Genomic DNA, 20,815 nt, shown 5'->3' with positions numbered 1-20,815 from the left:
CCTCCCTGCTAATGACTCACTGACTTAACGGCGGTTGCCGAAAATCCGCAGCAGCATCAGGAACAGGTTGATGAAGTCGAGATAGAGCGTCAGTGCACCCATAATCGAGTAGCGACGCAGGTTCTCCGTGTCGCGGGCATCGATCTGCTCACCAATATTTTTCAGCTTCTGCGTGTCATACGCCGTTAATCCCACGAACACCACCACGCCGATATAGGTAATCGCCCACATCAGCGCCGGGCTTTTCAGCCAGAAGTTCACCAGCGACGCCAGTACAATGCCAATCAGCGCCATAAACAGCAGGCTGCCAAAACGGCTCAGATCGCGTTTGGTGGTGTAGCCGTAGAAGCTCATCGCACCAAACATCCCCGCCGTAACAAAGAAGGTGCTGGCGATGGAGGAGTAGGTGTAAACCAGGAAGATACTCGCCATGGTCAAGCCGGTGAGGGCCGAATAGAGCATAAACAGTCCGGTAGCCACTGCCCCACTCAGGCGATGCACCATACCTGACAGGAAAAAGACCAGTGCCAGCTGCACGATAATCAGCCCGAAGAAAGTGATGCGATTGGCAAACACCATCTCCATCACTGCAGGCGTGCGCGCAGCATACCAGGAGACAAACGCGGTCAGTAACAGACCACAGGTCATCCAGCCATAAACCTGCGCCATATAGGCTTGTAAACCGCGAGATGCGGATTGAACGATGGAATCATTTCTTGGATATCGGTCCATGATGCACCTCTTGTTAGACGGATGAACAGATGCGCTCCCAACCGGGAGACATGCCAGAGGCTAAGTGTGGCACAGCTCAGCTCAACTGCGCCACAACATGCCGCTTAACGGCGCGACAGGCACTGCTGATAGCGGCTGTCAACACGCTGCGCAAACCACGCCGTGGTCAGATTACGGGTGATTTTCGGGCTTTCCAGCTTGATGCCCGGCAGCATTTCACGCGGGAGTTTGCGACCCGCCATTTTGTCCGCCAGGGTAAAGACCTGTTTCCAGAGTTCACTGTCGCTGAACGACGCTTTTTCCCCTTTCTCCAGATCGCGGCGAATATCGCTGTTGCTCATGTCGATCTGCTTCGACAGTGTGCGCACCGCGAGTTCAGTTCCCCCTGCCGCATCCGATCCATAAAGAATCAGATCCCCATCCAGCGCCAGCTTCATGCCGGTGGCGCGTGACACCGCCGCCTGGAAGGCCGCATTGCGACTGGCGTACCAGCCCGCATTGTAATCGGCAAAGCGGTAGAGCGGCTGACTGTAGTCAGCCGGGTAGCCGAGCAGATGCATAGTGCCGAAGTAGATTCCGCCGTGACGGGTAAAGACTTCGCGGCGGATGGTGCCATCGATCGGCCACGGGTAGCCTTTGGCGTGTGCTTCGGCAAACGCAATGCTGACCTGCATCGGCCCGCCGGTGTGGATTGGGTTGAGATTACCGAACAGCGTCTGGCCCATCGGCACCATGTCGATCAGGTCATCAAAGATAGCGCTGAGATCTTTTTCACTGCGCACCTTGTCCAGACGGGCCGCGTAACTTTCCCCGGTCGGCGACCTGATCAGCAGTGCGGTGCGCACCAGGAAGGCCGGCACATGCACCTGCGCCGCACGGCGGTTGATCTCGCCCCAGGCAATTTTTGGCAGGCCCGGTACGGCGGCCTCCGCGCTGAAGTTGCTCTCCTGATCCGCTACGGCGATGACTGCGCAGAGATTACTGGCGCTGGGATCGATCTGCTGCGTGCGGAAGGTGGTGTAGATGTCGTCGCTCCATGCGGCTTTATTACTGACGTGAGACGGCAGCAGTCGCTGGATCTGCGCTTTGACATCTTCGGGCTGCCGCACGGGCGCCTCAGGGGTTTTCTTGCTGCTACAACCCACCAGCACCAGCGCGGCGACCAGTGTCAGACGTTGCAGAATCGGGGTGGATGACATGCCTGTCCTCAGAATGAACGAAAGCCCTACTCTACCATTGCCAGCGTTTCGCAGGCAGGCGAGAACTGAACTAAGGTTACCTTTTTTAACGTTAAAGGAACTTACGATGTTTAAACTCTGGCCTGTTGCGGCCTTCAGCCTGTTATTAACCGGCTGCGGCGCCAATAATACGCCTGCCCAGGTGCAGTCACCGGGCGCGCCCACCTCCTCCTCGCTTAAGGTGCTGGAGACGGGTGCCAGCGTGATGCAGTCACGTCCGCCTATCGACGCCATTAACACCTATCTCGATGGCTTCCATTTTTATAACGGCGACAGGAACGGTCAGATGGAGGCGCACCACTATGTCACCGTGCTGAACGACGATGTGATGCAGGCGGTGATTTACGACGGCAATACGCGCGACGCACGGCTGATGGGCGTGGAGTACATTATCAGCGAACGGCTGTTTAAGACCCTGCCGCCGGAAGAGAAGAAACTGTGGCACAGCCATCAGTATGAGGTGAAATCGGGCACGCTGATTGCGCCGGGCTTACCCGCCGCCGCCGACCATGCCCTGATGACACGCATCGCGAACACCTACGGAAAGACCTGGCACACCTGGCACACGGATCGTGATAAAACGCTGCCAATTGGCATTCCGGCCTTGATGATGGGCTTTACAGCGGATGGTCAGATGGATTCGCGACTGCTGGCAGACCGCGATCGCCGCTTTGACGTCGACAGTAAACAGATCCGTGCCGAACGAGCGGATATCGTAGCGCATCCGGCGGCACCGGGCGCCAATGCCTGGGAAAAGGGTCAGGTTATTCAGCTGAAGCGCACCACTGGCGGTGGTGAACACAGCCACGGCCAGACCGGGTTTGGCCCGGCGGAGCAGCTAAAGCAGCCTTAAGCGACGTGATAAGCGTGTTTTCTGGCAGTGGCGTGTGGATACACAGAGGAGACTCAGCGGGCGAAAAGGGTCTGGCCCGCTGAGCCATTAACGCCGCCTTAGTCCCAGCGCTGAGCTGCCTGGTGATCGCTGTCGCGGGCGTCCACCCAGCGATCGCCCTGCTCAGTCGCTTCACGCTTCCAGAAGGGGGCGCGGGTTTTCAGGTAATCCATGATGAACTCTGCGGCAGAAAAGGCGCTGCTGCGATGCGCACTGGTCACACCCACCAGCACGATTTCATCGCCGGGAAACAGTTCGCCGACGCGATGAATCACGGTAACCCGCTGCAGTGGCCAGCGTTCGCGCGCCGCATCCACAATCTCCTGCAGCGCTTTTTCGGTCATGCCGGGATAGTGCTCCAGCATCAACGCCGCCACGTTATCACCCAGATTGTGGTTGCGGACTTTGCCGGTAAAGGTTACCACCGCACCATCTTCATCACAGGCCGCCAGCCAGCGATACGCTTCCGCCATATCAAAGGGTGCAGGGCCAACGCGAATCTGCGTTTCCATCTCAGCCTCCGGTCACGGGCGGGAAAAAGGCGACTTCATCCCCGGCGTGCAGCGGATGCGTCATCGGCACCAGCGTCTGATTGACCGCCGCCAGCAGTTTGCCTGACTCCAGCGCCAGCGCCCAGCGATCGTTGCGGTCGGCCAGCGCACTGCGCAGCGTGGCCACATCCGGGTAATCAGCACCGACCTCAAGTGATGCCGTGCCGGTCAGCTCACGCACCTGGGCAAAAAACAGCACCTTAATCATGCGCGACCGCCTGGAAATCGCCGCTTTTACCGCCGCTCTTGCTGATTAAACGCAACTGATCGATGACGATATCTTTCTGTACCGCTTTGCACATGTCGTAGATGGTGAGGGCGGCAACCGAGGCGGCCGTCAGCGCTTCCATCTCGACGCCGGTTTTGCCGGTGAGGCGACAGAGCGTGGTAATGCGAACCCGATTATGATCCGGTTCCGCTTCCAGATTCACTTCCACTTTGCTCAGCATCAGCGGATGACAGAGCGGAATCAGCTCCCAGGTGCGTTTTGCTGCCTGAATCCCGGCGATGCGCGCCGTGGCAAAGACATCCCCTTTGTGGTGGCTGCCTTCCATAATCATCTGCAGCGTTTCAGGCTGCATCAGCACCAGCACTTCTGCCCGCGCTTCGCGCACGGTTTCAGCCTTGGCGGAGACATCCACCATGTGCGCTTCGCCCGCGGCGTTAATGTGTGTGAGTTGAGACATACTTACCGTTCTTACCGTTTCTTCAGATGTGAGACAAAATTACAGGGCGCGGTGCGCGCATCAAGCTGGTCAGCAATAATCCGCTCCCAGGCAGTACGGCAGGCGCTGGTTGATCCCGGCACAGCCAGAATCAGCGTCCCGTTAGCCAGACCGGCAACGGCGCGCGACTGCAATGTTGAACCGCCAATCTCTTCATAGGAGACCATCCGGAACAGTTCGCCAAAGCCGTCAATCTCGCGATCAAACAGTGGCAGCAGGGCTTCCGGGGTGCTGTTTTTCAGGTTAAAGCCGGTGCCGCCATTAATAATCACCACCTGTACATCTTCACTGGCGATCCAGCGCGACACGGTGGCGCGGATGCGGTAGAGATTATCCGGCACGATGGCGTGATCAACCACCTCATGGCCCGCTTCTGCTGCCGCCTCGCGCAGGTAGTCGCCGGAGGTATCGTTGCTGGCATCGCGGCGATCTGACACCGTCATCACCGCCATCTGCAATGCCTGAAATTCGCTGGCTGGTTTACCCATACTTCCTCCTGAAATTAGCCGCCAATGTATGAGAGATTCTGTGTGATGCCGGTGTTGCCCTGATGCAGGAAGTGGGTCTGCTTTTTCTGCCCCAGGCTGCTGGCAATGCGCGCCTGCAGTTCGGCCTGCTGCTCATCGGACGCCAGCAGGTCGCGCAGCGGTACGCCGCCGTCACCAAACAGGCACAGGTGCAGATTACCGTGCGCTGAGACGCGCAGACGGTTGCAGCTGGCACAGAAATCTTTGGCGTAAGGCATGATCAGGCCAATCTCGCCGACATAATCGGGATGGTAAAAGACCTGCGCCGGCCCGTCACTGCGTCCACTTTCGCGGCGCTGCCAGCCCTGGGCGATCAGTTGATCGCGGATCACCATGCCGGAAACGTGCTGCTCGCGGAACAGCGTGCCGCCGTCGCCGGTTTCCATCAGTTCGATAAAACGCAGCTGGATCGGGCGGGTGCGGATCCAGTCGAGGAACGTCGCCAGATTACGGCTGTTGAGATCGCGCATCAGCACACTATTGACTTTGACCTGGCGAAAACCGGCGTCCAGCGCGGCATCGATGCCGCTCATCACCTGATGGAATTTATCCTGACCGGTAATAGCGTGAAACTGACGGGCATCCAGACTGTCGACGCTGACGTTAAGTGCGGTTAAACCCGCATCGCGCCACTGCTTCACATCACGCGCCAGCCGGTAGCCGTTAGTGGTCACCGCGATCTGGCGGATAGAAGCGTTTTCACGGACCGCCGCAATGATGTCGGTGAAATCACGGCGCAGCGACGGCTCACCGCCGGTCAGCCGCACTTTTTCGGTGCCGGCAGCGGCGAAGGCCCGCGTGACACGGCGGATTTCATCCAGAGAGAGAAAGCTTTTGTTACGAATTCCCTGCGGTTTGTAGCCGTCAGGCAGGCAGTAGGTACAGCGGAAATTACAGACATCCGTGACCGACAGGCGCAGGTAATAGAACTTACGCGCGTATGCATCAGTAAATTGTGACACCAGAACACCTTTCCAGATTGGGAGATGCAGTCATTTCTTCCTGCACCCTGGCAGCTCGATGGCTACGGCCTGAACCCCCTATCCGCAGACTTAGGCATTCAGGCTTGAGTGTACGCTGACCCGTTGATCAGCGCGGTAAGCATGATGGTAGCGTGTATTTCGCCACTCTTCCATGTGCTCTTTTCGCTATATATTCTTATACATATCGAATTTTCACCGCATGTTAGCGACAGGATACGTTAAAATGCGATCCAGATTTTGACGCATGTCATCCGCGCGGGCTTAGCGTTTAGAGCCTCGCCACGCGAACGGATTTTAAGGAGAAGTATGAATCGCACACTGGCCGATCTTGATCGCGTTGTGGCACTGGGAGGCGGACACGGTTTAGGCCGCGTGATGTCTGCCCTTTCCCCGCTGGGCTCGCGTCTCACCGGTATCGTCACCACCACCGACAACGGTGGATCAACCGGCCGTATTCGCCGCTCCGAAGGCGGGATCGCCTGGGGCGACATGCGTAACTGCCTCAACCAGCTGATTGCGGAACCCAGCGTCGCCTCAGCGATGTTTGAGTATCGCTTTGCCGGTAACGGCGAACTGGCCGGACACAATCTCGGTAACCTCATGCTGCGGGCGCTGGATCATTTGAGCGTACGTCCGCTTGAAGCGATTAATATCATCCGCAACCTGCTGAAAGTGGATGCCTTTTTAATCCCGATGTCAGAACAGCCGGTGGATTTGGTGGCGATGGATGCCGAAGGTAATATGGTTTACGGTGAAACCGCCATTGACGAGATGAAACAGCCGCCACAGGAATTGATGCTGCATCCCAATGTCCAGCCCACACGGGAAGCATTACAGGCGATAGGTGACGCGGATCTGATCCTGATTGGTCCAGGCAGTTTTTACACCAGCCTGATGCCGATTCTGCTGATGGAAGAGATGGCGCAGGCATTGCGTCGCACGCCCGCCACCATGGTGTTTATCGGCAATCTGGGCCGTGAGCTCAGTCCCGCTGCCGCCAGTCTGTCTGTGGCTGATAAGCTTCAGATGATGGAGCGTTACATTGGCAAGCGAGTCATTGATGCGGTGGTGGTCGGCCCGTCAGTGGCAACAGAGGGCATTGAAAACCGTTTGATTGTCCGTGAACCGCTGGAGGCCGCCGACATCAAATATCGTCACGACCGCCAGCTATTACGGGTGGCGCTGGAACACGCCATTCAGGGCTTTGACGGCGCTACGAGGCCGCAATAAACAGCGTTCGCAGCTCATGCAGCTGATCACGCACATTTGCAGCCTGTTCGAACTCCAGGTTCTGCGCGTGCTGCTGCATCTGCCCTTCCAGCTCGTGAATCTTTCTCTGCAGAGCCTGCGGCGTTAGCAGCTTGAAATCGGCCAGTGCCTGGGCTTCGCCAGGACGTGCCGGTTTCGCTTTGCCGCGGGTTTTCACTATGTTGTTACCCAGTTCCAGAATATCGGTGATCTTCTTGTTCAGCCCCTGCGGCACAATGCCGTTTTGCTCGTTGTGCAGTTGCTGCTTCTCACGGCGACGCTCGGTCTCTTCAATGGCGCGTGCCATCGACGGCGTAATTTTATCGCCGTAAAGAATCGCCTTACCGTTGATGTTACGCGCCGCACGACCAATGGTCTGAATCAGCGATCGTTCAGAACGCAGGAAGCCCTCTTTATCCGCATCCAGAATCGCGACCAGAGAGACTTCCGGCATATCCAGCCCCTCACGCAGTAAGTTGATGCCCACCAGCACATCAAACTCCCCCAGACGTAAGTCGCGAATAATCTCCATACGCTCCACAGTGTCGATATCGGAGTGCAGATAACGCACCTTCTCGCCATGCTCCGTCAGATACTCGGTGAGATCTTCAGCCATGCGTTTGGTCAGCACCGTGACCAGCACACGTTCGTTGATTGCCACGCGCTGACGGATTTCTGACAGCAAATCGTCGACCTGCGTCCCGACCGGGCGCACTTCAATGATGGGGTCCAGCAGGCCGGTAGGACGTACCACCTGATCGACCACTTCGTCGCCCGATTTTTCCAGCTCATATTTGCCCGGCGTGGCAGAAACATAGATGGTCTGCGGCGCCAGTGCTTCAAACTCTTCAAACTTCATCGGACGGTTATCCAGCGCCGACGGCAGGCGGAAGCCATACTCAACCAGCGTCTCTTTACGCGCCCGGTCACCTTTGTACATGCCGCCAATCTGCGGAATGGTGACGTGTGACTCATCCACTACCAGCAGGCCATCCGCCGGCAGATAATCAAACAGTGTCGGCGGGGCTTCGCCCGGTCCGCGTGCAGAAAGATACCGCGAGTAGTTCTCGATGCCAGAGCAGTAGCCCAGTTCGCTCATCATCTCCAGGTCAAACTGGGTACGCTGGGTAATGCGCTGCTCTTCCAGCAACTTATTATTCTCAAGCAGCACCCGGCGGCGGTCCGCCAGCTCGACTTTGATATCTTCCATTGCCTGCAGAATGCGCTCACGTGGCGTGACATAGTGCGTCTTGGGGTAAATGGTAAAACGCGGCACCACGGAATCGATCTGGCCGGTCAGCGGGTCAAACAGCGACAGACGCTCCACCTCTTCATCAAACAGTTCAACGCGCAGCGCAATATCGTCCGACTCTGCCGGGAAAATATCGATCACTTCACCACGCACGCGGAAAGTACCGCGCTGAAACGCCTGATCGTTACGGGTGTATTGCAATTCTGACAGGCGGCGCAGGATGCTACGCTGATCAATAATCATGCCGCGGGTGAGGTGCAGCATCATTTTCAGATAGAGATCGGGATCGCCCAGACCATAGATTGCCGAAACCGACGCGACGACGATAACGTCGCGCCGCTCCAGCAGCGCCTTAGTAGCCGAGAGACGCATCTGCTCAATGTGTTCGTTAACCGATGCATCTTTTTCAATAAAAGTGTCCGAGCTCGGCACATAGGCTTCAGGCTGGTAATAATCGTAGTAAGAGACGAAAAACTCGACGGCGTTATCCGGGAAAAACTCTTTCATCTCGCCATAAAGTTGAGCGGCCAGCGTCTTGTTCGGGGCCAGCACCATTGTCGGGCGGTTGAGGTCGGCAATCACGTTGGCGACGGTAAAGGTCTTACCAGAACCCGTCACACCCAATAAGGTCTGATGGGCCAGTCCATCCTCCAGCCCCTCTTCCAGGCGACGAATCGCCTCAGGCTGATCGCCCGAAGGTTTGAAGGCGGAATTCAATTTAAAGGCTTTGGTCATGAATGCAGTTCCTGCTGGAGAAGTCGGCGGGCAGGCACTTATTTTACTCTGCTATGGTGATTTTGCCAGAAAATAATACTGGATATAAAAACAGTAATGATGCATTGTTAACGTCAGCACAATGAGACTTTTTGAACTGGCGACGTGGTAGTGATAGCACCAAGTCTGTTGCGCAATGTTATCCCCAGACCCGGATCAGATTTAACATTTGTCAATAGAGCGTCACAAAATTACAGTTCGATTACCTGACAGATAATTCGCAGGCTTGTTTTTTGATAACCTACTGATTTAATTTACTTTATGCCACAAGGCCAGATTCTCGTCATAATGTTACCAGGCCGCGTATTTCCTCGCTTCCAACTGGTTTTCATTACCTAATACACAAGGTTATCCACAGGAATGGTGGATAAGTGATGGCAGCCCCGCCGCCATCAGCTTTGTATAATTTTTCCCTGCTCCTTCATCGCCTCGAAAATAATTTTTTTTGCGTTAAATTTCGCGTCAGCCGCTGACGGAATATTCTGCATTTTTCATCGTCCACCTGATGTATCACGCAAATTTTCATCAATCCACTAAGATTCTTAATCAGACTTATTGCCTCTTAACACACCGTCTGCACCAGAAACAGCGCCCCGAGGCACTGCAAAAGTGCAGCGGCGTGACCACCGTGGGGAATTGATAAGTTTTTCTCAACTTTTACCCCTTAAACATGGCATCCCGGCCGGAATCAGGACCGTTTTTAGATCTGGCCTGAGAATTGCAGGAGTGACTGGCGTCAACGCGCTTCACGCGCACTGTGCTGCAATAGCGAGACAGCTGTTGCTGAAGACTTGTTTGCCAGACGACAGAGAGCGGATGCAATCAGGCTAATGATCGGGAAGGAGAGTGTCAGATGCTGAGTCTACGTTCGGTCAATCAATTTTACGGTCAGAACCATATTCTGTGGGATGTGGATCTGGATCTGGCACCTGGCACCTGCACGGGCGTTCTGGGTCGTCAAGGCATGGGGAAAACCACGCTGGTCAACTGCATCATGGGCAGACTGCCGATTAACAGCGGCTCTATCTCCTGGAAAGAGGATGGCTCACCGCCGGAAGATCTGCTGCTGCAGCCCGCTGAACAGCGGGCACAGATGGGCATTGGCTATGTGCCACAGGGCCGCCATATTTTTACGCAGATGAGCGTGGAAGATAACCTGCTGATTGCCCTGCTGGCGGGGGCCAGCCAGCGTGATCGCCATCGCGCCATTCCCGAAATGGTATTTGATTTGTTTCCGGCGCTTTATTCACTGCGACAGCAGCGCAGCGGCGATCTGCCGATCGATCAACAGCAACAGCTGGCCCTGGCGCGCGCACTGGTGCTGCAGCCCAAATTGCTGATTCTGGATGAGCCGACTGACGGGATGTCGCCGTGGCTGGAAGAGGAGATGGGCAACCTGATTCGTCGTCTTAATCTCGACTACGGGCTGACCATCCTGCTCCTTGAACAGCGACTGTCGCTGATCCGTCGCGTGGCAGACTATTTTCTGCTGCTGCACCGCGGTCGCAATGTGGCGCAGGGCAGCATGGAACAGCTGGATGACCACACCGTCGATAAGTGGCTGACGGTGGCCTGAGGCTTACGCCGGAAGCGTCAGGTAGTGACCACATGACGCCTGCTGCGCCGCATCGGTAAGATACGGAATTGTGCCCAGACAGGGCGCAGGCAGTCGGTTTTTCAGGCTGGTGAGATACTCCGGATAGCGTTTGCCAGGCGGTTCCACGGTGTTGGCGATCCATCCCACCAGCGGCAGGCCACGCGCCCGCACCGCCTCTGCGGTGAGCATCGCGTGGTTGATGCAGCCGAGCTTAATTCCCACCACCAGAATCACGGGCAGCTTTTCCCTGACTACCCAGTCTGCGTAGGTGTGTGTCTCTGACAGCGGCGTGTACCAGCCGCCCGCGCCCTCCACCAGAATCCAGTCCGCCAGTGGCTCCAGCGCCGCCAGACCGGCTGACAGGGCCAGATGGGTAATCGGTCTGCCCTCTTCAGCGCTGACGATATGCGGCGAGGTGGGTTCCATAAACGCCAGCGGATTCACCTGCTGATAGGTTAACGGCACACTGCTGAATCGCTGCAACGCCAGCGCATCGCTGTTGCGGATCCCCTCTGGCGTCATCTCACAGCCCGACGCAACCGGCTTATAGCCCGCACAGCGAAAGCCTGCGGCAGTTGCTGCCTGCAACAGTGCGCCGCTGGCGACAGTTTTACCGACTTCAGTGTCGGTGCCGGTAATAAAAAACCGTTTCATGAAAACGTGACTCCATAAATTAAATGGTAACTCAGGCGATAACCGTGCCGATCGCGCGGCCAGTGCGCCTCTAACTGGTTAAGACGTTGCCGGGTGAGTATCTGCCCGTCGCGGCCCTGATGCAGATGGGTTGCCCCAATCCCCTTCAGGGATCGCATGGCGCTGAGCGCATCGGGGAAATGCAGCGTCACCTCCTCTGAGCTGCAACGCAGTTGCTCTGCCTGGCAGGCCGCTGCAATCTGCGGCTCGCTAAGAAAGCGATTGGCGTGCGGCAACGCATCCAGATGAGACCAGGCTTCATGAACCTCCTGCAGCGAACCGTGGCCCAGCGTGGAAAACAGCAGCGTGCCATTGGGTCGCAGCACCCGCCGGAACTGGCGCAGCGCGCCGGGCAGATCTTCACTCCACTGCACCGCCAGGTTGCTCCATACCAGGTCGATGCTGTTATCCGCCAGCGGCAGCGCGTCGATGTCGCCCGCCAGATAGCAGTGCGCCGCGTCGTTATCCCGCGCCTGTTGCAGCATCTGTGGCGAGAGATCCAGTGCCGTCACCTGTTTGCCGCGTTCGCGCCACAGCCTGCTGTACCAGCCGGTGCCACATCCGGCATCCAGCAGTTGAACCCCGCTGTGAGCCGGTGCGAGAGCCAGCAGCGCATCGCCGCTAAGGCGTTGCAGCGCCGCATGGGCGTCGTAATGGCTGGCCGCCCGGCCAAAAGCGCGTGCAACCGCCTGCTTATCAATCCGCAGCGTCATGCAGCACCTCCAGTAACCGATCGATATCTTCCGGGCGATGTGCCGCCGTCAGGGTAATGCGCAGCCGTGCCGTTCCCGGCGGCACGGTGGGCGGCCGGATGGCGCTGACCCAGCAGCCCGCTTCAGCCAGACGCTGAGAGAGGGTCATCGCATCGCTATTTTCACCCACCAGCAGCGGCTGGATCGCACTCTCTGAGTTCATCAGTTGCCACGGCAGTGAGGCTGCGCCGCGCCGGAAATGCCGGATGTTCTGCTGCAGCTGCTGGCGCAATGCATCGCCCTGCTGAATGACCTGCAGCGCCGCCTGCAGTGCAACAGCCTGCGCGGCGGGCATCGCGGTGGAGTAGATCAGATGCCGGCTGAACTGCAGGAAATAGTCGGCAGTCTCCGCATCACAGAGCAGCGCGGCACCGCTGACGCCAAAGGCTTTGCCAAAAGTGACCACCAGCAGTTCCGGTTTAACGCCCTGCAGCCAGCAGCTGCCGCGCCCCTGCTCACCCACCACACCGATGCCGTGCGCATCATCCACCAGCAGCCAGCCCTCAGCCTGGCGCGTCTGTTGCGCCAGTGCAGCGAGCGGCGCGCTGTCACCATCCATGCTGAAAATGCCCTCGGTCACAACCAGCGTTTCCCCCTCGCAGGGTAATGCGAGCCGCGCCGCCAGACTCTCAGGTGCGTTGTGACTGAAACGACGCAGCTGCGCCGGGCTGTGGCTGGCAGCGTCGAGCAGCGAGGCATGGCTGAGCTTATCGGCCAGGATACGATCGTTTTTCTCACTCAGCAGATGAATCACCGCCTGATTGGCGGCAAAGCCAGAGATGAACAGCAGCGCACAGTCATAGCCGAGCCAGTCGGCCAGTTGCGCCTCAAGATGGGCGTGCTGACGGTGATAACCGGTGACATGCCCTGAAGCGCCCGCCCCTGCACCTGCCAGCACCGCACCCTGTTGCCAGCCGGCAATCACCGCCGGATGGCGGGTTAAGCCGAGATAGTCATTGCTGGAGAAATGGAGATAGCGGCGGCCACCGCTCTGCAGTGTGCGGGTCGATTGCTCATCAATAACCCGACGCTGCCGCCAGCCATCAGCCGCACGGCGCTGCGCCAGCCCCTGCCGGAGTCGTTGCTGCCAGCTCATTACAGTGCCGCGTTGTAAAACTGTTCAGTGTCGGCATGAAACAGCTGCTCGCTGAGTTGCTGTTCCTGCTGCTGATCGCCATGCTGGGTGTGAGTATGTTCCGGGTTCAGCCCCAGTTTGCGGAACAGCACGCGGTCTTTATCCTCTTCCGGATTCGGTGTGGTCAGCAGTTTGCAGCCGTAGAAAATCGAGTTCGCCCCGGCCATAAAGCACATCGCCTGGGTCTGCTCGCTCATCTGCTCGCGGCCCGCGGAGAGACGCACATGCGAGGTCGGCATCATGATCCGCGCCACCGCGATGGTGCGGATAAAATCGAATGGTTCGACGTCATCGTTATCCGCCAGCGGTGTACCTTTCACTTTCACCAGCATGTTGATCGGCACGCTCTCCGGTGGTGTCGGCAGGTTGGCTAACTGCACCAGCAAACCTGCACGGTCGTTCACGGTTTCGCCCAGGCCAACGATGCCGCCCGAACAGACTTTGATCCCGGCGTCACGCACTTTACCCAGCGTATCCAGACGTTCCTGATAGCTGCGGGTGGTGATGATGGAGCCATAGAATTCCGGCGAGGTGTCGAGGTTATGGTTGTAGTAATCGAGGCCCGCGCCCGCCAGGCGCTGCGCCTGGTCGTCGCTGAGCGTGCCCAGCGTCATGCAGGTTTCCATGCCCATCGCCTTCACGCCTTCGACCATCTTTTCCAGGTAAGGCATATCGCGCTCGTGCGGGTTTTTCCACGCGGCTCCCATGCAGAAACGGGTTGAACCAGCGGCTTTGGCCTGACGCGCGGAGGTCAGCACCTCTTCCACTTCCATCAGACGCTCCGACTCCAGGCCGGTTTTATAGCGCGCGCTCTGCGGGCAGTATTTGCAATCTTCCGGACAGGCACCGGTTTTAATCGACAGCAGGGTACTGACCTGCACCTGGCGCGGGTCGAAGTGCTGACGATGCACCTGTTGCGCCTGAAACATCAGTTCGAGAAAAGGTTGATCAAACAGCGCTTGTGCCTGTGCAATTGTCCAGCGTTGAGCCATTACTTACTCCAGAAAAGGGTGTCATCCCGACGAAAAGCAGGGGTATACTTGTAAACTATATTTTTTTATTTTGGTTTACAACTCCGATGACTACCCCTGTTTTTTCCTCAGATGATGCCCGTTTTGACCGCCAGCATATCTGGCATCCCTACACCTCAATGCAGAATCCACTGCCCTGCTATCCGGTTGTTACCGCGCAGGGTTTTCAGCTGCAACTGGCCGATGGCCGTGAGCTGGTAGATGGGATGTCATCATGGTGGGCGGCGATCCACGGCTATAACCATCCCCGCCTGAACCGGGCGCTGACGGAGCAGGTCACACAGATGTCGCACGTGATGTTTGGCGGCATTACCCACCCGGCGGCGGTGGCGCTCTGCCGTCAGCTGGTGGCGATAACGCCTGAGCCGCTGGAGTGTGTTTTCCTGGCCGATTCCGGCTCGGTGGCGGTGGAAGTGTCGATGAAAATGGCGCTGCAGTACTGGCTGGGTCGGGGCGAAACCCGCCAGCAGTTCCTGACGCTGAAGCGCGGCTATCACGGTGATACTTTTGCCGCGATGTCGGTGTGCGATCCCGATAACTCAATGCACAGCCTGTGGCGCGGCTATCTGCCCGAGCATCACTTTGCGGCGGCTCCCGCCTGCGGTTTTGATGATGAGTGGGATGAGCGCGATTTCGATGATTTCGCCCGCCTGATTGAACAGTATCACCGGCAGCTGGCGGCGGTGATTCTGGAGCCAATAGTACAGGGAGCGGGCGGGATGCGTTTCTACCATCCACGCTATCTGCAGCAGGTGCGGGAAGCCTGCGATCGCTATGGCGTGCTGCTGATCGCCGATGAGATCGCAACCGGCTTTGGTCGCACCGGCAAACTCTTCGCCTGTGAACACGCGGACATCACGCCGGATATACTCTGCGTCGGTAAAGCGCTGACCGGCGGCATGATGACGCTGGCGGCGACGCTGACCACCCGTGACGTGGCCGACACCATCAGTCGCAGCGCGGCAGGCTGTTTCATGCATGGCCCGACCTTTATGGGCAACCCGCTGGCCTGCGCGGTCGCGGCAGAAAGCCTGACCATGCTGGCGGAAGGAGACTGGCAGCATAAGGTGGCCGCCATCGAACAGCAGCTGCGCGCTGAGTTGCTGCCGCTACGCAACTCACCGCAGGTGGCTGATGTGCGCGTGCTGGGCGCAATTGGCGTGGTGGAAACGCATCTGGCGGTCAACATGGCGGCGCTGCAGCAGTTCTTTGTCGAACAGGGCGTCTGGATCCGGCCATTTGGTCGTCTGATCTACCTGATGCCGCCCTACATCATCACGCCACAGGCACTGAGTCAGCTGGTGCAGGCGATAGGCGGCGCGCTGGAACATTCGCAACATTTTGCTGCCTGAAGCGGGCTGACCGCTGGCACTGGTGGCGCTTTTGGTTATGATGAAAGGCTATTCATCGACAATTGAGGAGATGTGATGCGCATTTTTAGTCAGGATTTTAATGACGGCGAGAAGATGCCTGAAAAGCATGTTTTCAACGGCATGGGTTATCAGGGCGAGAATATCTCTCCCCATCTTGCCTGGGAAGCGGCGCCGGAAGGCACCAAAAGTTTCGTGGTGACCTGCTACGATCCTGATGCGCCGACCGGTTCAGGCTGGTGGCATTGGGTGGTGGCGAATATTCCGGCCAGCACCACGTCACTGCCACAGGGTGCCGGTTCTGGCAAAGCGTCACTGCCAGCAGGCGCAATTCAGACCCGTACCGATTTCGGTCAGGCGGGCTACGGTGGCGCGGCGCCGCCGCAGGGTGAAACCCATCGCTACATTTTCACCGTACATGCGCTGGATGTGGAGACGATTGAGGTGGATGAAGGCGCCAGCGGCGCAATGGTCGGCTTTAATGTGCATTTCCACGCACTGGCGAGCGCCTCGCTGACCGTGAATTATCAGTAATTCAGTAAGACTGACCACTGACAAGCCTAAAGCTGAATGATCTGGCAGCAACGCGTTAGCTTAAATTGCAGGGAACAGGGTCAGAGGAGGAAAGCGTCCCGTGCCAGGGATGGCGCGGGTCGAGCATGCCATGGATGGCGGCTTTTGCGTCTTACCGATCTGACCCTGTTCCCTGTGTCTGCAGGATCTCACAGCTGGCAGCCACGCCTCTCCCGCCCGGGAGAGGCATTTTTCGTGGTGCGTTACGCCTGCAACTGATGAATCACGACCCACATCGGGCCCTGCCCAACTGCATAACGTCCCAGCGGCTGTAACAGCCCTTTTGGTTCGCTAATCGCATAGACTTCGATGTGATGCGATTTCTGTCCCGCCGCCACCAGATAGCGTCCGCTGTGATCGATATTGAATCCACGCGGCTGCGTTTCTGTCGGCTGGAACCCTTCCAGGGTCAGCTCGTCACCCAGCTCGCTGACGCTGAACACCGCCAGGGTGCTGCTGGTGCGATCGCAGGCGTAGAGGAAACGGCCATCCGGCGTCAGATGAATATCCGCAGCCCAGCGCGTACCGGTGAAGTCCGGTGGCATCATATCCAGCGTCTGCACGCTTTCGGCTTCACCTTCACCCGTATTTAATGCCCAGACCTCAACCGTGCTGTCGAGCTCATTTACGCAATAAGCGAACTGACCGCCCGGATGGAACTGCATGTGGCGCGGGCCAGCGCCTTCTACTGTCGTGACCTGCGCCTGCTTACGCGGCGTCAGCTGACCGTCAGCGCCCAGCGAGAACAGACAGATACGATCCTGCTTCAGTGCCGGCACATACAGGGTCTTATTGTCAGTGTCGATGTTGGCCGAGTGGCAGCCATCCAGACCGTTGATCACCTGCAGCGGAGCCTGCGGAATGCCGTCATCGCCAATGGGGCTGACGCTGACGCAGGCATCATTGTAGGAGCCGCAGAACAGGAACCGGCCCTCACGATCGGTGGAAATGTTGGTCGGACTGCCGGGCAACGGTGCCTGACCCGCTTCGGTCAGCGTGCCATCAGCGGCAATCTTAAACGCCAGCACGCGAAAATTGGGACGCACGCCGACATAGAGAAAATCGCGTTTCGGACTCACCACCATCGGCTGAACCTGGCCGGCGACATCGGTCACCTGAAGCAACGTCAGCGCACCCTCATCATTCATCTGCCAGACGTGAATCTGCTGGCTCTCGGGACTGGCGGTGTAAACAACCTGTTTCATGCATTCTCCTTTTTTGCTGCCTTGTCATGATCTTTGAATCACTGTAGCGCGTTTTATTGCCCTACGCTGGAATCATTTGTGCCCTGTTTTTTGTCTCCGGGCCGTGGTCAGGTGTAGACTTCAGCCCCTGCAAACCTGGAAAAACGTGAGGATTAATGAGCTACCGTGTAATTGCCCTCGACCTCGACGGCACGCTGCTGACCCCAGCCAAGACGATTCTGCCGCAGTCAATCGATGTGTTAAACCAGGCCCGACAGGCGGGCGTTCATGTCGCTATCGTCACCGGACGCCATCACTGCGCTATTCATCCTTTTTATCAGGCGTTACAGCTGGATACCCCCGCAATCTGCTGTAATGGTACCTACCTGTATGATTACCAGGCAAAAAAGGTGCTGGCGTCCGATCCCATGGACCCGCAACTGGCGTTACAGGTCATTGAGATGCTGGACCAGCAGCGTATTCACGGGTTGCTCTACGTGGATGATGCAATGCTCTATCAGACGCCGACCGGTCACGTGATGCGCACACTGAAGTGGGCCGAATCACTGCCTGCTCATCAGCGTCCGCTGTTCATTCAGGTGCCCGACTTAGCGCAGGCGGCGCGTGACGCCGGTTCGATCTGGAAGTTTGCCCTGTCGCACGACAATCATGAGGAACTGCAGCAGTTCGCCACCCGCGCCGAAGCGGAGCTGGGTCTGGCCTGCGAATGGTCATGGCACGATCAGGTGGATATTGCGAAAGGCGGCAATAGCAAAGGCAAACGGCTGGCGCAGTGGGTTGAATCACTGGGGCTGGACATGTCTGATGTGATCGCATTCGGAGATAACTACAACGATCTCAGCATGCTGGAAACGGCCGGGCTGGGTGTGGCGATGGGCAATGCCGACGACGCGATCAAAGCGCGGGCGAAGCGGGTGATCGGCACCAACCTTGAAACCGGTATTGCCGATACCCTCCGTCAGTACGTGTTGTAATCAGGGCGTCACGGAGACGCTTTTGATCTGGGCATAGAGCCACTGATCCGGCCGGATGCCCAGTTCATCACGCGCCCACGGCGTAATGCGCGCCCAGAGCTCGCTGATACCAATACGCAGCTTCACTTCCACCTGATCGCCGACCTCCAGCAGTTCTACCACCTGTGCAGGTAAAATGTTGCGGATGGAGCTGTGTTGCGGCGGTTGCAGCGCCAGCGAGACATCAGAAGAGGCGATGCGAATACGCAGTGGCGTTTTCACCGGCTGATTCACCCGGCTGACCCAGATATGCTGGTCGCCCAGCGACAGCGCGGTCATTGGATAGTCGGGATGCTGCTCAAGCACCAGCACCCGCAGTACGCTGGTCAGTTCGCTTACTGGCAGCCACGGCCGCATCGCGCTGCTGCTCCAGACCCGCTCAAGCGGACCAAAGGCCTTGACCTTGCCCGCATCCAGCACCAGCACGTTATCCGCCAGATGCAGGATCTCATCCAGACTGTGAGAAACGTAAAGCATCGGAATATCTACCTGTTTCGCCAGTTTTTGCAGATACGGCATCAGTTCACGTTTGCGCGGCAGATCCAGCGACGCCAGCGGCTCATCCAGCAGCAGCATGTCCGGTGCGGTCAACAGCGCACGGCCTATCGCGACCCGCTGCTTTTCCCCGCCAGACAGCGACAGCGGAAAGCGCGGCAGCAACGCCTCCAGACCCAGCAGCGACACCAGGCTGTCGAACTGCGCTTTCATTGCCGGCGCCATACCGTATTGCAGGTTGCCACGAACCCGATAGTGCGGGAACAGCCGCGCATCCTGAAACACGTAACCAATGCGTCGTTTTTCAGGCGGCAGCGCAATTTTCTGCTCCGCATCAAACAGCAGACGCTCGTTAAGCTGGATCCGCCCGCGCTGCGGCTGGGTCAGCCCGCTAATCGCGTTAATCAGGGACGTCTTACCGGCACCGGAAACACCAAAAATAGCGGTGATCCCTTTGGCCGGGATCTGCAGGTCAACCTCCAACTGGTGATCGCCCTGCTGCTGCATAAAGTTAAGTGATAGCATCAGCTTCCCATCCGCTTACGGCCTGCGCGAGCCAGCCATTCCGACGCCAGCAGTGACGCCAGCGCCAGCACGATAGCGATAACGCACAGGCGCGCCGCCGCGCCCTCTGCACCGGGAGTCTCTATCAGGGTAAACATCGCCAGCGGAAGCGTGCGCGTCTCGCCGGGAATATTGGAAACAAAGGTGATGGTGGCCCCGAATTCACCCAGCGAACGGGCAAACGCCAGCACCGTCCCGACAATCACGCCAGGCAGCGTCAGCGGCAGCGTGATAGTGAAAAAGACCCGCCAGCGCCCGGCACCCAGCGTGCGGGCCGCCTGCTCCAGCCGGATATCCACCGCCTCCAGCGCCAGCCGGATGGCACGCACCATCAACGGAAAGGCGATGACGGCAGACGCCAGTGCGGCGCCACGCCAGCTGAAAGCAAAGCTGAAACCGAACCAGTCAAAAAGCTTTTCGCCAATGATGCCGCGCCGGCCCAGGCTAATCAGCAGCAGATAACCCACCACCACCGGCGGCAGCACCAGCGGCAGGTGGATCAGGCTGTCGAGCAGCGCTTTGCCGGGAAAACGGCAGCGCACCAGAATCCAGGCCATCAGGATGCCAAACGGCAGACTGCCCAGCACGGCTATGCCAGAGACTTTAAGGCTAAGCAGTACCGCCTGCCATTCGGGATCGCTGAGTATCATTTCGTCGGTGTGAATCCGTAGTGTTTGAAGATAGCCGCGGCCTGCGGTCCTTTCAGATAATCATAAAACGCTTTAACAGTCGCATTGTCGTGCTCGTTCACGATCGCCATCGGATATTCCACCGGTTTATGGCTCTTTGCCGGAAAACGCCCGACCACCTGCACGTTGTCACTGGCAACAGCGTCCGAGCCATAGACAATGCCATAAGGTGTTTCGTTTCGCTCCACCAGCGCCAGTGCCGCACGCACATTATTGGCTGGCGCTAACACAGGCGCAACGCTTTCCCAGGCGCCCAGCTTTTGCAGCGCCTCTTTGGCGTAGATGCCGGCCGGAACATGGTCCGGATCGCCAACCGCCAGACGTTCACCGTGCAGCAGTGTTTTCCAGTCGGTCTTTGCGTCCAGCGTCACCGCTTTAGCTGGCGCACTGCGTGGTGCAATCAGCACCAGATCGTTGCCCAGCAGCGTGTAGCGAGTGCGGGTGATCACGCTTTTTTTCACCACCGCATCATCCATCCACTGCTGATCGGCAGAGATAAACAGGTCGGCAGGCGCACCCTGCTCCAGCTGGCGCGCCAGCGTTGACGATGAGGCGAATGAAGAGACCACCGTCACCCCTTTTTCCTGCTTGTATTGACTGGCAATATCCTGCATCGCGTTGGTCAGTGACGCTGCGGCAAACACGGTAATGTTATCGGCGGCCACAGCCTGCCCGGCCAGCGAAACAGTGATCAGCGCCGCTGCGCCCCAGCGAGTGTAATTCAATGACATGATGTTCTCCGGCTATACGTTGTGTAGTGGATAATATAACGCAAT

The 20,815-nt window shown here is 58.0% G+C and carries 22 protein-coding genes and 1 riboswitch; of the genes, 6 read left to right on the top strand and 16 right to left on the bottom strand.

From position 1 onward, the window contains the following. Positions 1-24 precede the first annotated feature (24 nt). Positions 25-732 carry a Bax inhibitor-1/YccA family protein gene (locus AC6I77_RS05585; RefSeq protein ID WP_078804203.1) on the bottom strand — a complete coding sequence of 236 codons (708 nt, stop codon included), beginning with the start codon at positions 730-732 and terminating at the stop codon, positions 25-27. 104 nt (positions 733-836) lie between these two features. Beyond that, positions 837-1,931, bottom strand: a complete 1,095-nt coding sequence (locus tag AC6I77_RS05580; protein ID WP_078804202.1) for a DUF1615 domain-containing protein — start codon at positions 1,929-1,931, stop codon at positions 837-839. Between the two features lie 106 nt (positions 1,932-2,037). On the opposite strand from AC6I77_RS05580, the gene AC6I77_RS05575 reads away from it, so the two are divergent. Continuing rightward, the gene (locus tag AC6I77_RS05575; RefSeq protein WP_008925055.1) at positions 2,038-2,823 is read left to right on the top strand and encodes an OBAP family protein; all 786 of its coding nucleotides are present in this window, start codon (positions 2,038-2,040) and stop codon (positions 2,821-2,823) included. A 98-nt stretch (positions 2,824-2,921) separates the two neighbouring features. Here the strand turns inward: AC6I77_RS05575 and moaE are convergent, their stop codons facing one another. The 5 genes from moaE to moaA all read right to left on the bottom strand — a co-directional run bounded on the left by moaE (position 2,922) and on the right by moaA (position 5,627). Then, on the bottom strand, positions 2,922-3,374 hold the full coding sequence (gene moaE / locus AC6I77_RS05570) for a molybdopterin synthase catalytic subunit MoaE (protein ID WP_008925054.1): 453 nt from the start codon (positions 3,372-3,374) through the stop codon (positions 2,922-2,924). Between the two features lies 1 nt (position 3,375). After that, positions 3,376-3,621: a molybdopterin synthase sulfur carrier subunit gene (gene moaD / locus AC6I77_RS05565; RefSeq protein WP_003851844.1), complete on the bottom strand. Its 246-nt coding sequence runs from the start codon at positions 3,619-3,621 to the stop codon at positions 3,376-3,378. Further along, positions 3,614-4,099 (bottom strand): cyclic pyranopterin monophosphate synthase MoaC, encoded by a 486-nt coding sequence (gene moaC / locus AC6I77_RS05560; RefSeq protein ID WP_008925053.1) that lies wholly within the window; start codon positions 4,097-4,099, stop codon positions 3,614-3,616. The genes moaD and moaC overlap by 8 nt, the downstream gene beginning before the upstream one ends. Before the next feature lie 11 nt (positions 4,100-4,110). Continuing rightward, positions 4,111-4,626, bottom strand: coding sequence for a molybdenum cofactor biosynthesis protein B (moaB, locus tag AC6I77_RS05555; protein WP_008925052.1), 516 nt, complete (start codon positions 4,624-4,626; stop codon positions 4,111-4,113). 14 nt (positions 4,627-4,640) lie between these two features. Further along, the gene (gene moaA / locus AC6I77_RS05550) at positions 4,641-5,627 is read right to left on the bottom strand and encodes a GTP 3',8-cyclase MoaA (protein WP_039659215.1); all 987 of its coding nucleotides are present in this window, start codon (positions 5,625-5,627) and stop codon (positions 4,641-4,643) included. Beyond that, a riboswitch (molybdenum cofactor riboswitch) is annotated at positions 5,617-5,750 on the bottom strand. Its footprint overlaps the gene before it by 11 nt. 204 nt (positions 5,751-5,954) lie before the next feature. Here moaA and AC6I77_RS05545 point away from each other — a divergent pair. Further along, positions 5,955-6,878, top strand: a complete 924-nt coding sequence (locus AC6I77_RS05545) for a gluconeogenesis factor YvcK family protein (protein ID WP_003851850.1) — start codon at positions 5,955-5,957, stop codon at positions 6,876-6,878. Here the strand turns inward: AC6I77_RS05545 and uvrB are convergent. Continuing rightward, complete coding sequence (uvrB, locus tag AC6I77_RS05540) at positions 6,862-8,883, bottom strand: excinuclease ABC subunit UvrB (RefSeq protein ID WP_497816753.1); 2,022 nt, start codon at positions 8,881-8,883, stop codon at positions 6,862-6,864. The two genes, AC6I77_RS05545 and uvrB, sit on opposite strands and share 17 nt — an antisense overlap. Before the next feature lie 892 nt (positions 8,884-9,775). Here uvrB and AC6I77_RS05535 point away from each other — a divergent pair. Then, the gene (locus AC6I77_RS05535; RefSeq protein WP_003851859.1) at positions 9,776-10,498 is read left to right on the top strand and encodes an ABC transporter ATP-binding protein; all 723 of its coding nucleotides are present in this window, start codon (positions 9,776-9,778) and stop codon (positions 10,496-10,498) included. Between the two features lie 3 nt (positions 10,499-10,501). Here the strand turns inward: AC6I77_RS05535 and bioD are convergent, their stop codons facing one another. From bioD to bioB, 4 genes are read right to left on the bottom strand one after another with little or no spacing between them, the layout of a single operon-like run. After that, the gene (bioD, locus tag AC6I77_RS05530) at positions 10,502-11,173 is read right to left on the bottom strand and encodes a dethiobiotin synthase (protein ID WP_497816752.1); all 672 of its coding nucleotides are present in this window, start codon (positions 11,171-11,173) and stop codon (positions 10,502-10,504) included. Next, positions 11,170-11,925, bottom strand: a complete 756-nt coding sequence (bioC, locus tag AC6I77_RS05525) for a malonyl-ACP O-methyltransferase BioC (protein ID WP_497816751.1) — start codon at positions 11,923-11,925, stop codon at positions 11,170-11,172. Before bioC ends, bioD begins: the two co-directional genes overlap by 4 nt. Then, complete coding sequence (bioF, locus tag AC6I77_RS05520) at positions 11,909-13,060, bottom strand: 8-amino-7-oxononanoate synthase (protein ID WP_497816750.1); 1,152 nt, start codon at positions 13,058-13,060, stop codon at positions 11,909-11,911. Before bioF ends, bioC begins: the two co-directional genes overlap by 17 nt. Then, positions 13,060-14,091: a biotin synthase BioB gene (gene bioB / locus AC6I77_RS05515; RefSeq protein WP_003851866.1), complete on the bottom strand. Its 1,032-nt coding sequence runs from the start codon at positions 14,089-14,091 to the stop codon at positions 13,060-13,062. The genes bioF and bioB overlap by 1 nt, the downstream gene beginning before the upstream one ends. A gap of 86 nt (positions 14,092-14,177) precedes the next feature. On the opposite strand from bioB, the gene bioA reads away from it, so the two are divergent. Beyond that, the gene (gene bioA / locus AC6I77_RS05510; RefSeq protein ID WP_438477131.1) at positions 14,178-15,482 is read left to right on the top strand and encodes an adenosylmethionine--8-amino-7-oxononanoate transaminase; all 1,305 of its coding nucleotides are present in this window, start codon (positions 14,178-14,180) and stop codon (positions 15,480-15,482) included. A gap of 75 nt (positions 15,483-15,557) precedes the next feature. Beyond that, the gene (locus AC6I77_RS05505; protein WP_438477132.1) at positions 15,558-16,034 is read left to right on the top strand and encodes a kinase inhibitor; all 477 of its coding nucleotides are present in this window, start codon (positions 15,558-15,560) and stop codon (positions 16,032-16,034) included. A 242-nt stretch (positions 16,035-16,276) separates the two neighbouring features. Here the strand turns inward: AC6I77_RS05505 and pgl are convergent, their stop codons facing one another. Beyond that, on the bottom strand, positions 16,277-17,278 hold the full coding sequence (gene pgl, locus AC6I77_RS05500) for a 6-phosphogluconolactonase (protein ID WP_497816749.1): 1,002 nt from the start codon (positions 17,276-17,278) through the stop codon (positions 16,277-16,279). 155 nt (positions 17,279-17,433) lie between these two features. Between pgl and AC6I77_RS05495 the strand changes: the two genes are divergently transcribed. Then, positions 17,434-18,252 (top strand): pyridoxal phosphatase, encoded by an 819-nt coding sequence (locus AC6I77_RS05495; protein ID WP_003851875.1) that lies wholly within the window; start codon positions 17,434-17,436, stop codon positions 18,250-18,252. Here the strand turns inward: AC6I77_RS05495 and modC are convergent, their stop codons facing one another. The 3 genes from modC to modA are packed head-to-tail and all read right to left on the bottom strand — an operon-like array spanning position 18,253 to position 20,770. After that, complete coding sequence (gene modC, locus AC6I77_RS05490) at positions 18,253-19,311, bottom strand: molybdenum ABC transporter ATP-binding protein ModC (protein WP_003851877.1); 1,059 nt, start codon at positions 19,309-19,311, stop codon at positions 18,253-18,255. Continuing rightward, positions 19,311-20,000 carry a molybdate ABC transporter permease subunit gene (gene modB / locus AC6I77_RS05485; RefSeq protein WP_008925044.1) on the bottom strand — a complete coding sequence of 230 codons (690 nt, stop codon included), beginning with the start codon at positions 19,998-20,000 and terminating at the stop codon, positions 19,311-19,313. Before modB ends, modC begins: the two co-directional genes overlap by 1 nt. After that, positions 19,997-20,770, bottom strand: coding sequence for a molybdate ABC transporter substrate-binding protein (gene modA, locus AC6I77_RS05480; RefSeq protein ID WP_039659203.1), 774 nt, complete (start codon positions 20,768-20,770; stop codon positions 19,997-19,999). Before modA ends, modB begins: the two co-directional genes overlap by 4 nt. Positions 20,771-20,815: the final 45 nt, after the last annotated feature.

Source organism: Pantoea sp. X-Soil-ISGK-259 (assembly GCF_059730705.1).
This window is presented reverse-complemented; position numbering and strand designations above follow the sequence as displayed.

Coding starts and splice junctions, on each gene's coding strand:
- AC6I77_RS05585 (WP_078804203.1), bottom strand. CDS start 732: ATGGACCGATATCCAAGAAATGATTCCATCGTTCAATCCGCATCTCGC.
- AC6I77_RS05580 (WP_078804202.1), bottom strand. CDS start 1,931: ATGTCATCCACCCCGATTCTGCAACGTCTGACACTGGTCGCCGCGCTG.
- AC6I77_RS05575 (WP_008925055.1), top strand. CDS start 2,038: ATGTTTAAACTCTGGCCTGTTGCGGCCTTCAGCCTGTTATTAACCGGC.
- moaE (WP_008925054.1), bottom strand. CDS start 3,374: ATGGAAACGCAGATTCGCGTTGGCCCTGCACCCTTTGATATGGCGGAA.
- moaD (WP_003851844.1), bottom strand. CDS start 3,621: ATGATTAAGGTGCTGTTTTTTGCCCAGGTGCGTGAGCTGACCGGCACG.
- moaC (WP_008925053.1), bottom strand. CDS start 4,099: ATGTCTCAACTCACACACATTAACGCCGCGGGCGAAGCGCACATGGTG.
- moaB (WP_008925052.1), bottom strand. CDS start 4,626: ATGGGTAAACCAGCCAGCGAATTTCAGGCATTGCAGATGGCGGTGATG.
- AC6I77_RS05545 (WP_003851850.1), top strand. CDS start 5,955: ATGAATCGCACACTGGCCGATCTTGATCGCGTTGTGGCACTGGGAGGC.
- uvrB (WP_497816753.1), bottom strand. CDS start 8,883: ATGACCAAAGCCTTTAAATTGAATTCCGCCTTCAAACCTTCGGGCGAT.
- AC6I77_RS05535 (WP_003851859.1), top strand. CDS start 9,776: ATGCTGAGTCTACGTTCGGTCAATCAATTTTACGGTCAGAACCATATT.
- bioD (WP_497816752.1), bottom strand. CDS start 11,173: ATGAAACGGTTTTTTATTACCGGCACCGACACTGAAGTCGGTAAAACT.
- bioC (WP_497816751.1), bottom strand. CDS start 11,925: ATGACGCTGCGGATTGATAAGCAGGCGGTTGCACGCGCTTTTGGCCGG.
- bioF (WP_497816750.1), bottom strand. CDS start 13,060: ATGAGCTGGCAGCAACGACTCCGGCAGGGGCTGGCGCAGCGCCGTGCG.
- bioB (WP_003851866.1), bottom strand. CDS start 14,091: ATGGCTCAACGCTGGACAATTGCACAGGCACAAGCGCTGTTTGATCAA.
- bioA (WP_438477131.1), top strand. CDS start 14,178: ATGACTACCCCTGTTTTTTCCTCAGATGATGCCCGTTTTGACCGCCAG.
- AC6I77_RS05505 (WP_438477132.1), top strand. CDS start 15,558: ATGCGCATTTTTAGTCAGGATTTTAATGACGGCGAGAAGATGCCTGAA.
- pgl (WP_497816749.1), bottom strand. CDS start 17,278: ATGAAACAGGTTGTTTACACCGCCAGTCCCGAGAGCCAGCAGATTCAC.
- AC6I77_RS05495 (WP_003851875.1), top strand. CDS start 17,434: ATGAGCTACCGTGTAATTGCCCTCGACCTCGACGGCACGCTGCTGACC.
- modC (WP_003851877.1), bottom strand. CDS start 19,311: ATGCTATCACTTAACTTTATGCAGCAGCAGGGCGATCACCAGTTGGAG.
- modB (WP_008925044.1), bottom strand. CDS start 20,000: ATGATACTCAGCGATCCCGAATGGCAGGCGGTACTGCTTAGCCTTAAA.
- modA (WP_039659203.1), bottom strand. CDS start 20,770: ATGTCATTGAATTACACTCGCTGGGGCGCAGCGGCGCTGATCACTGTT.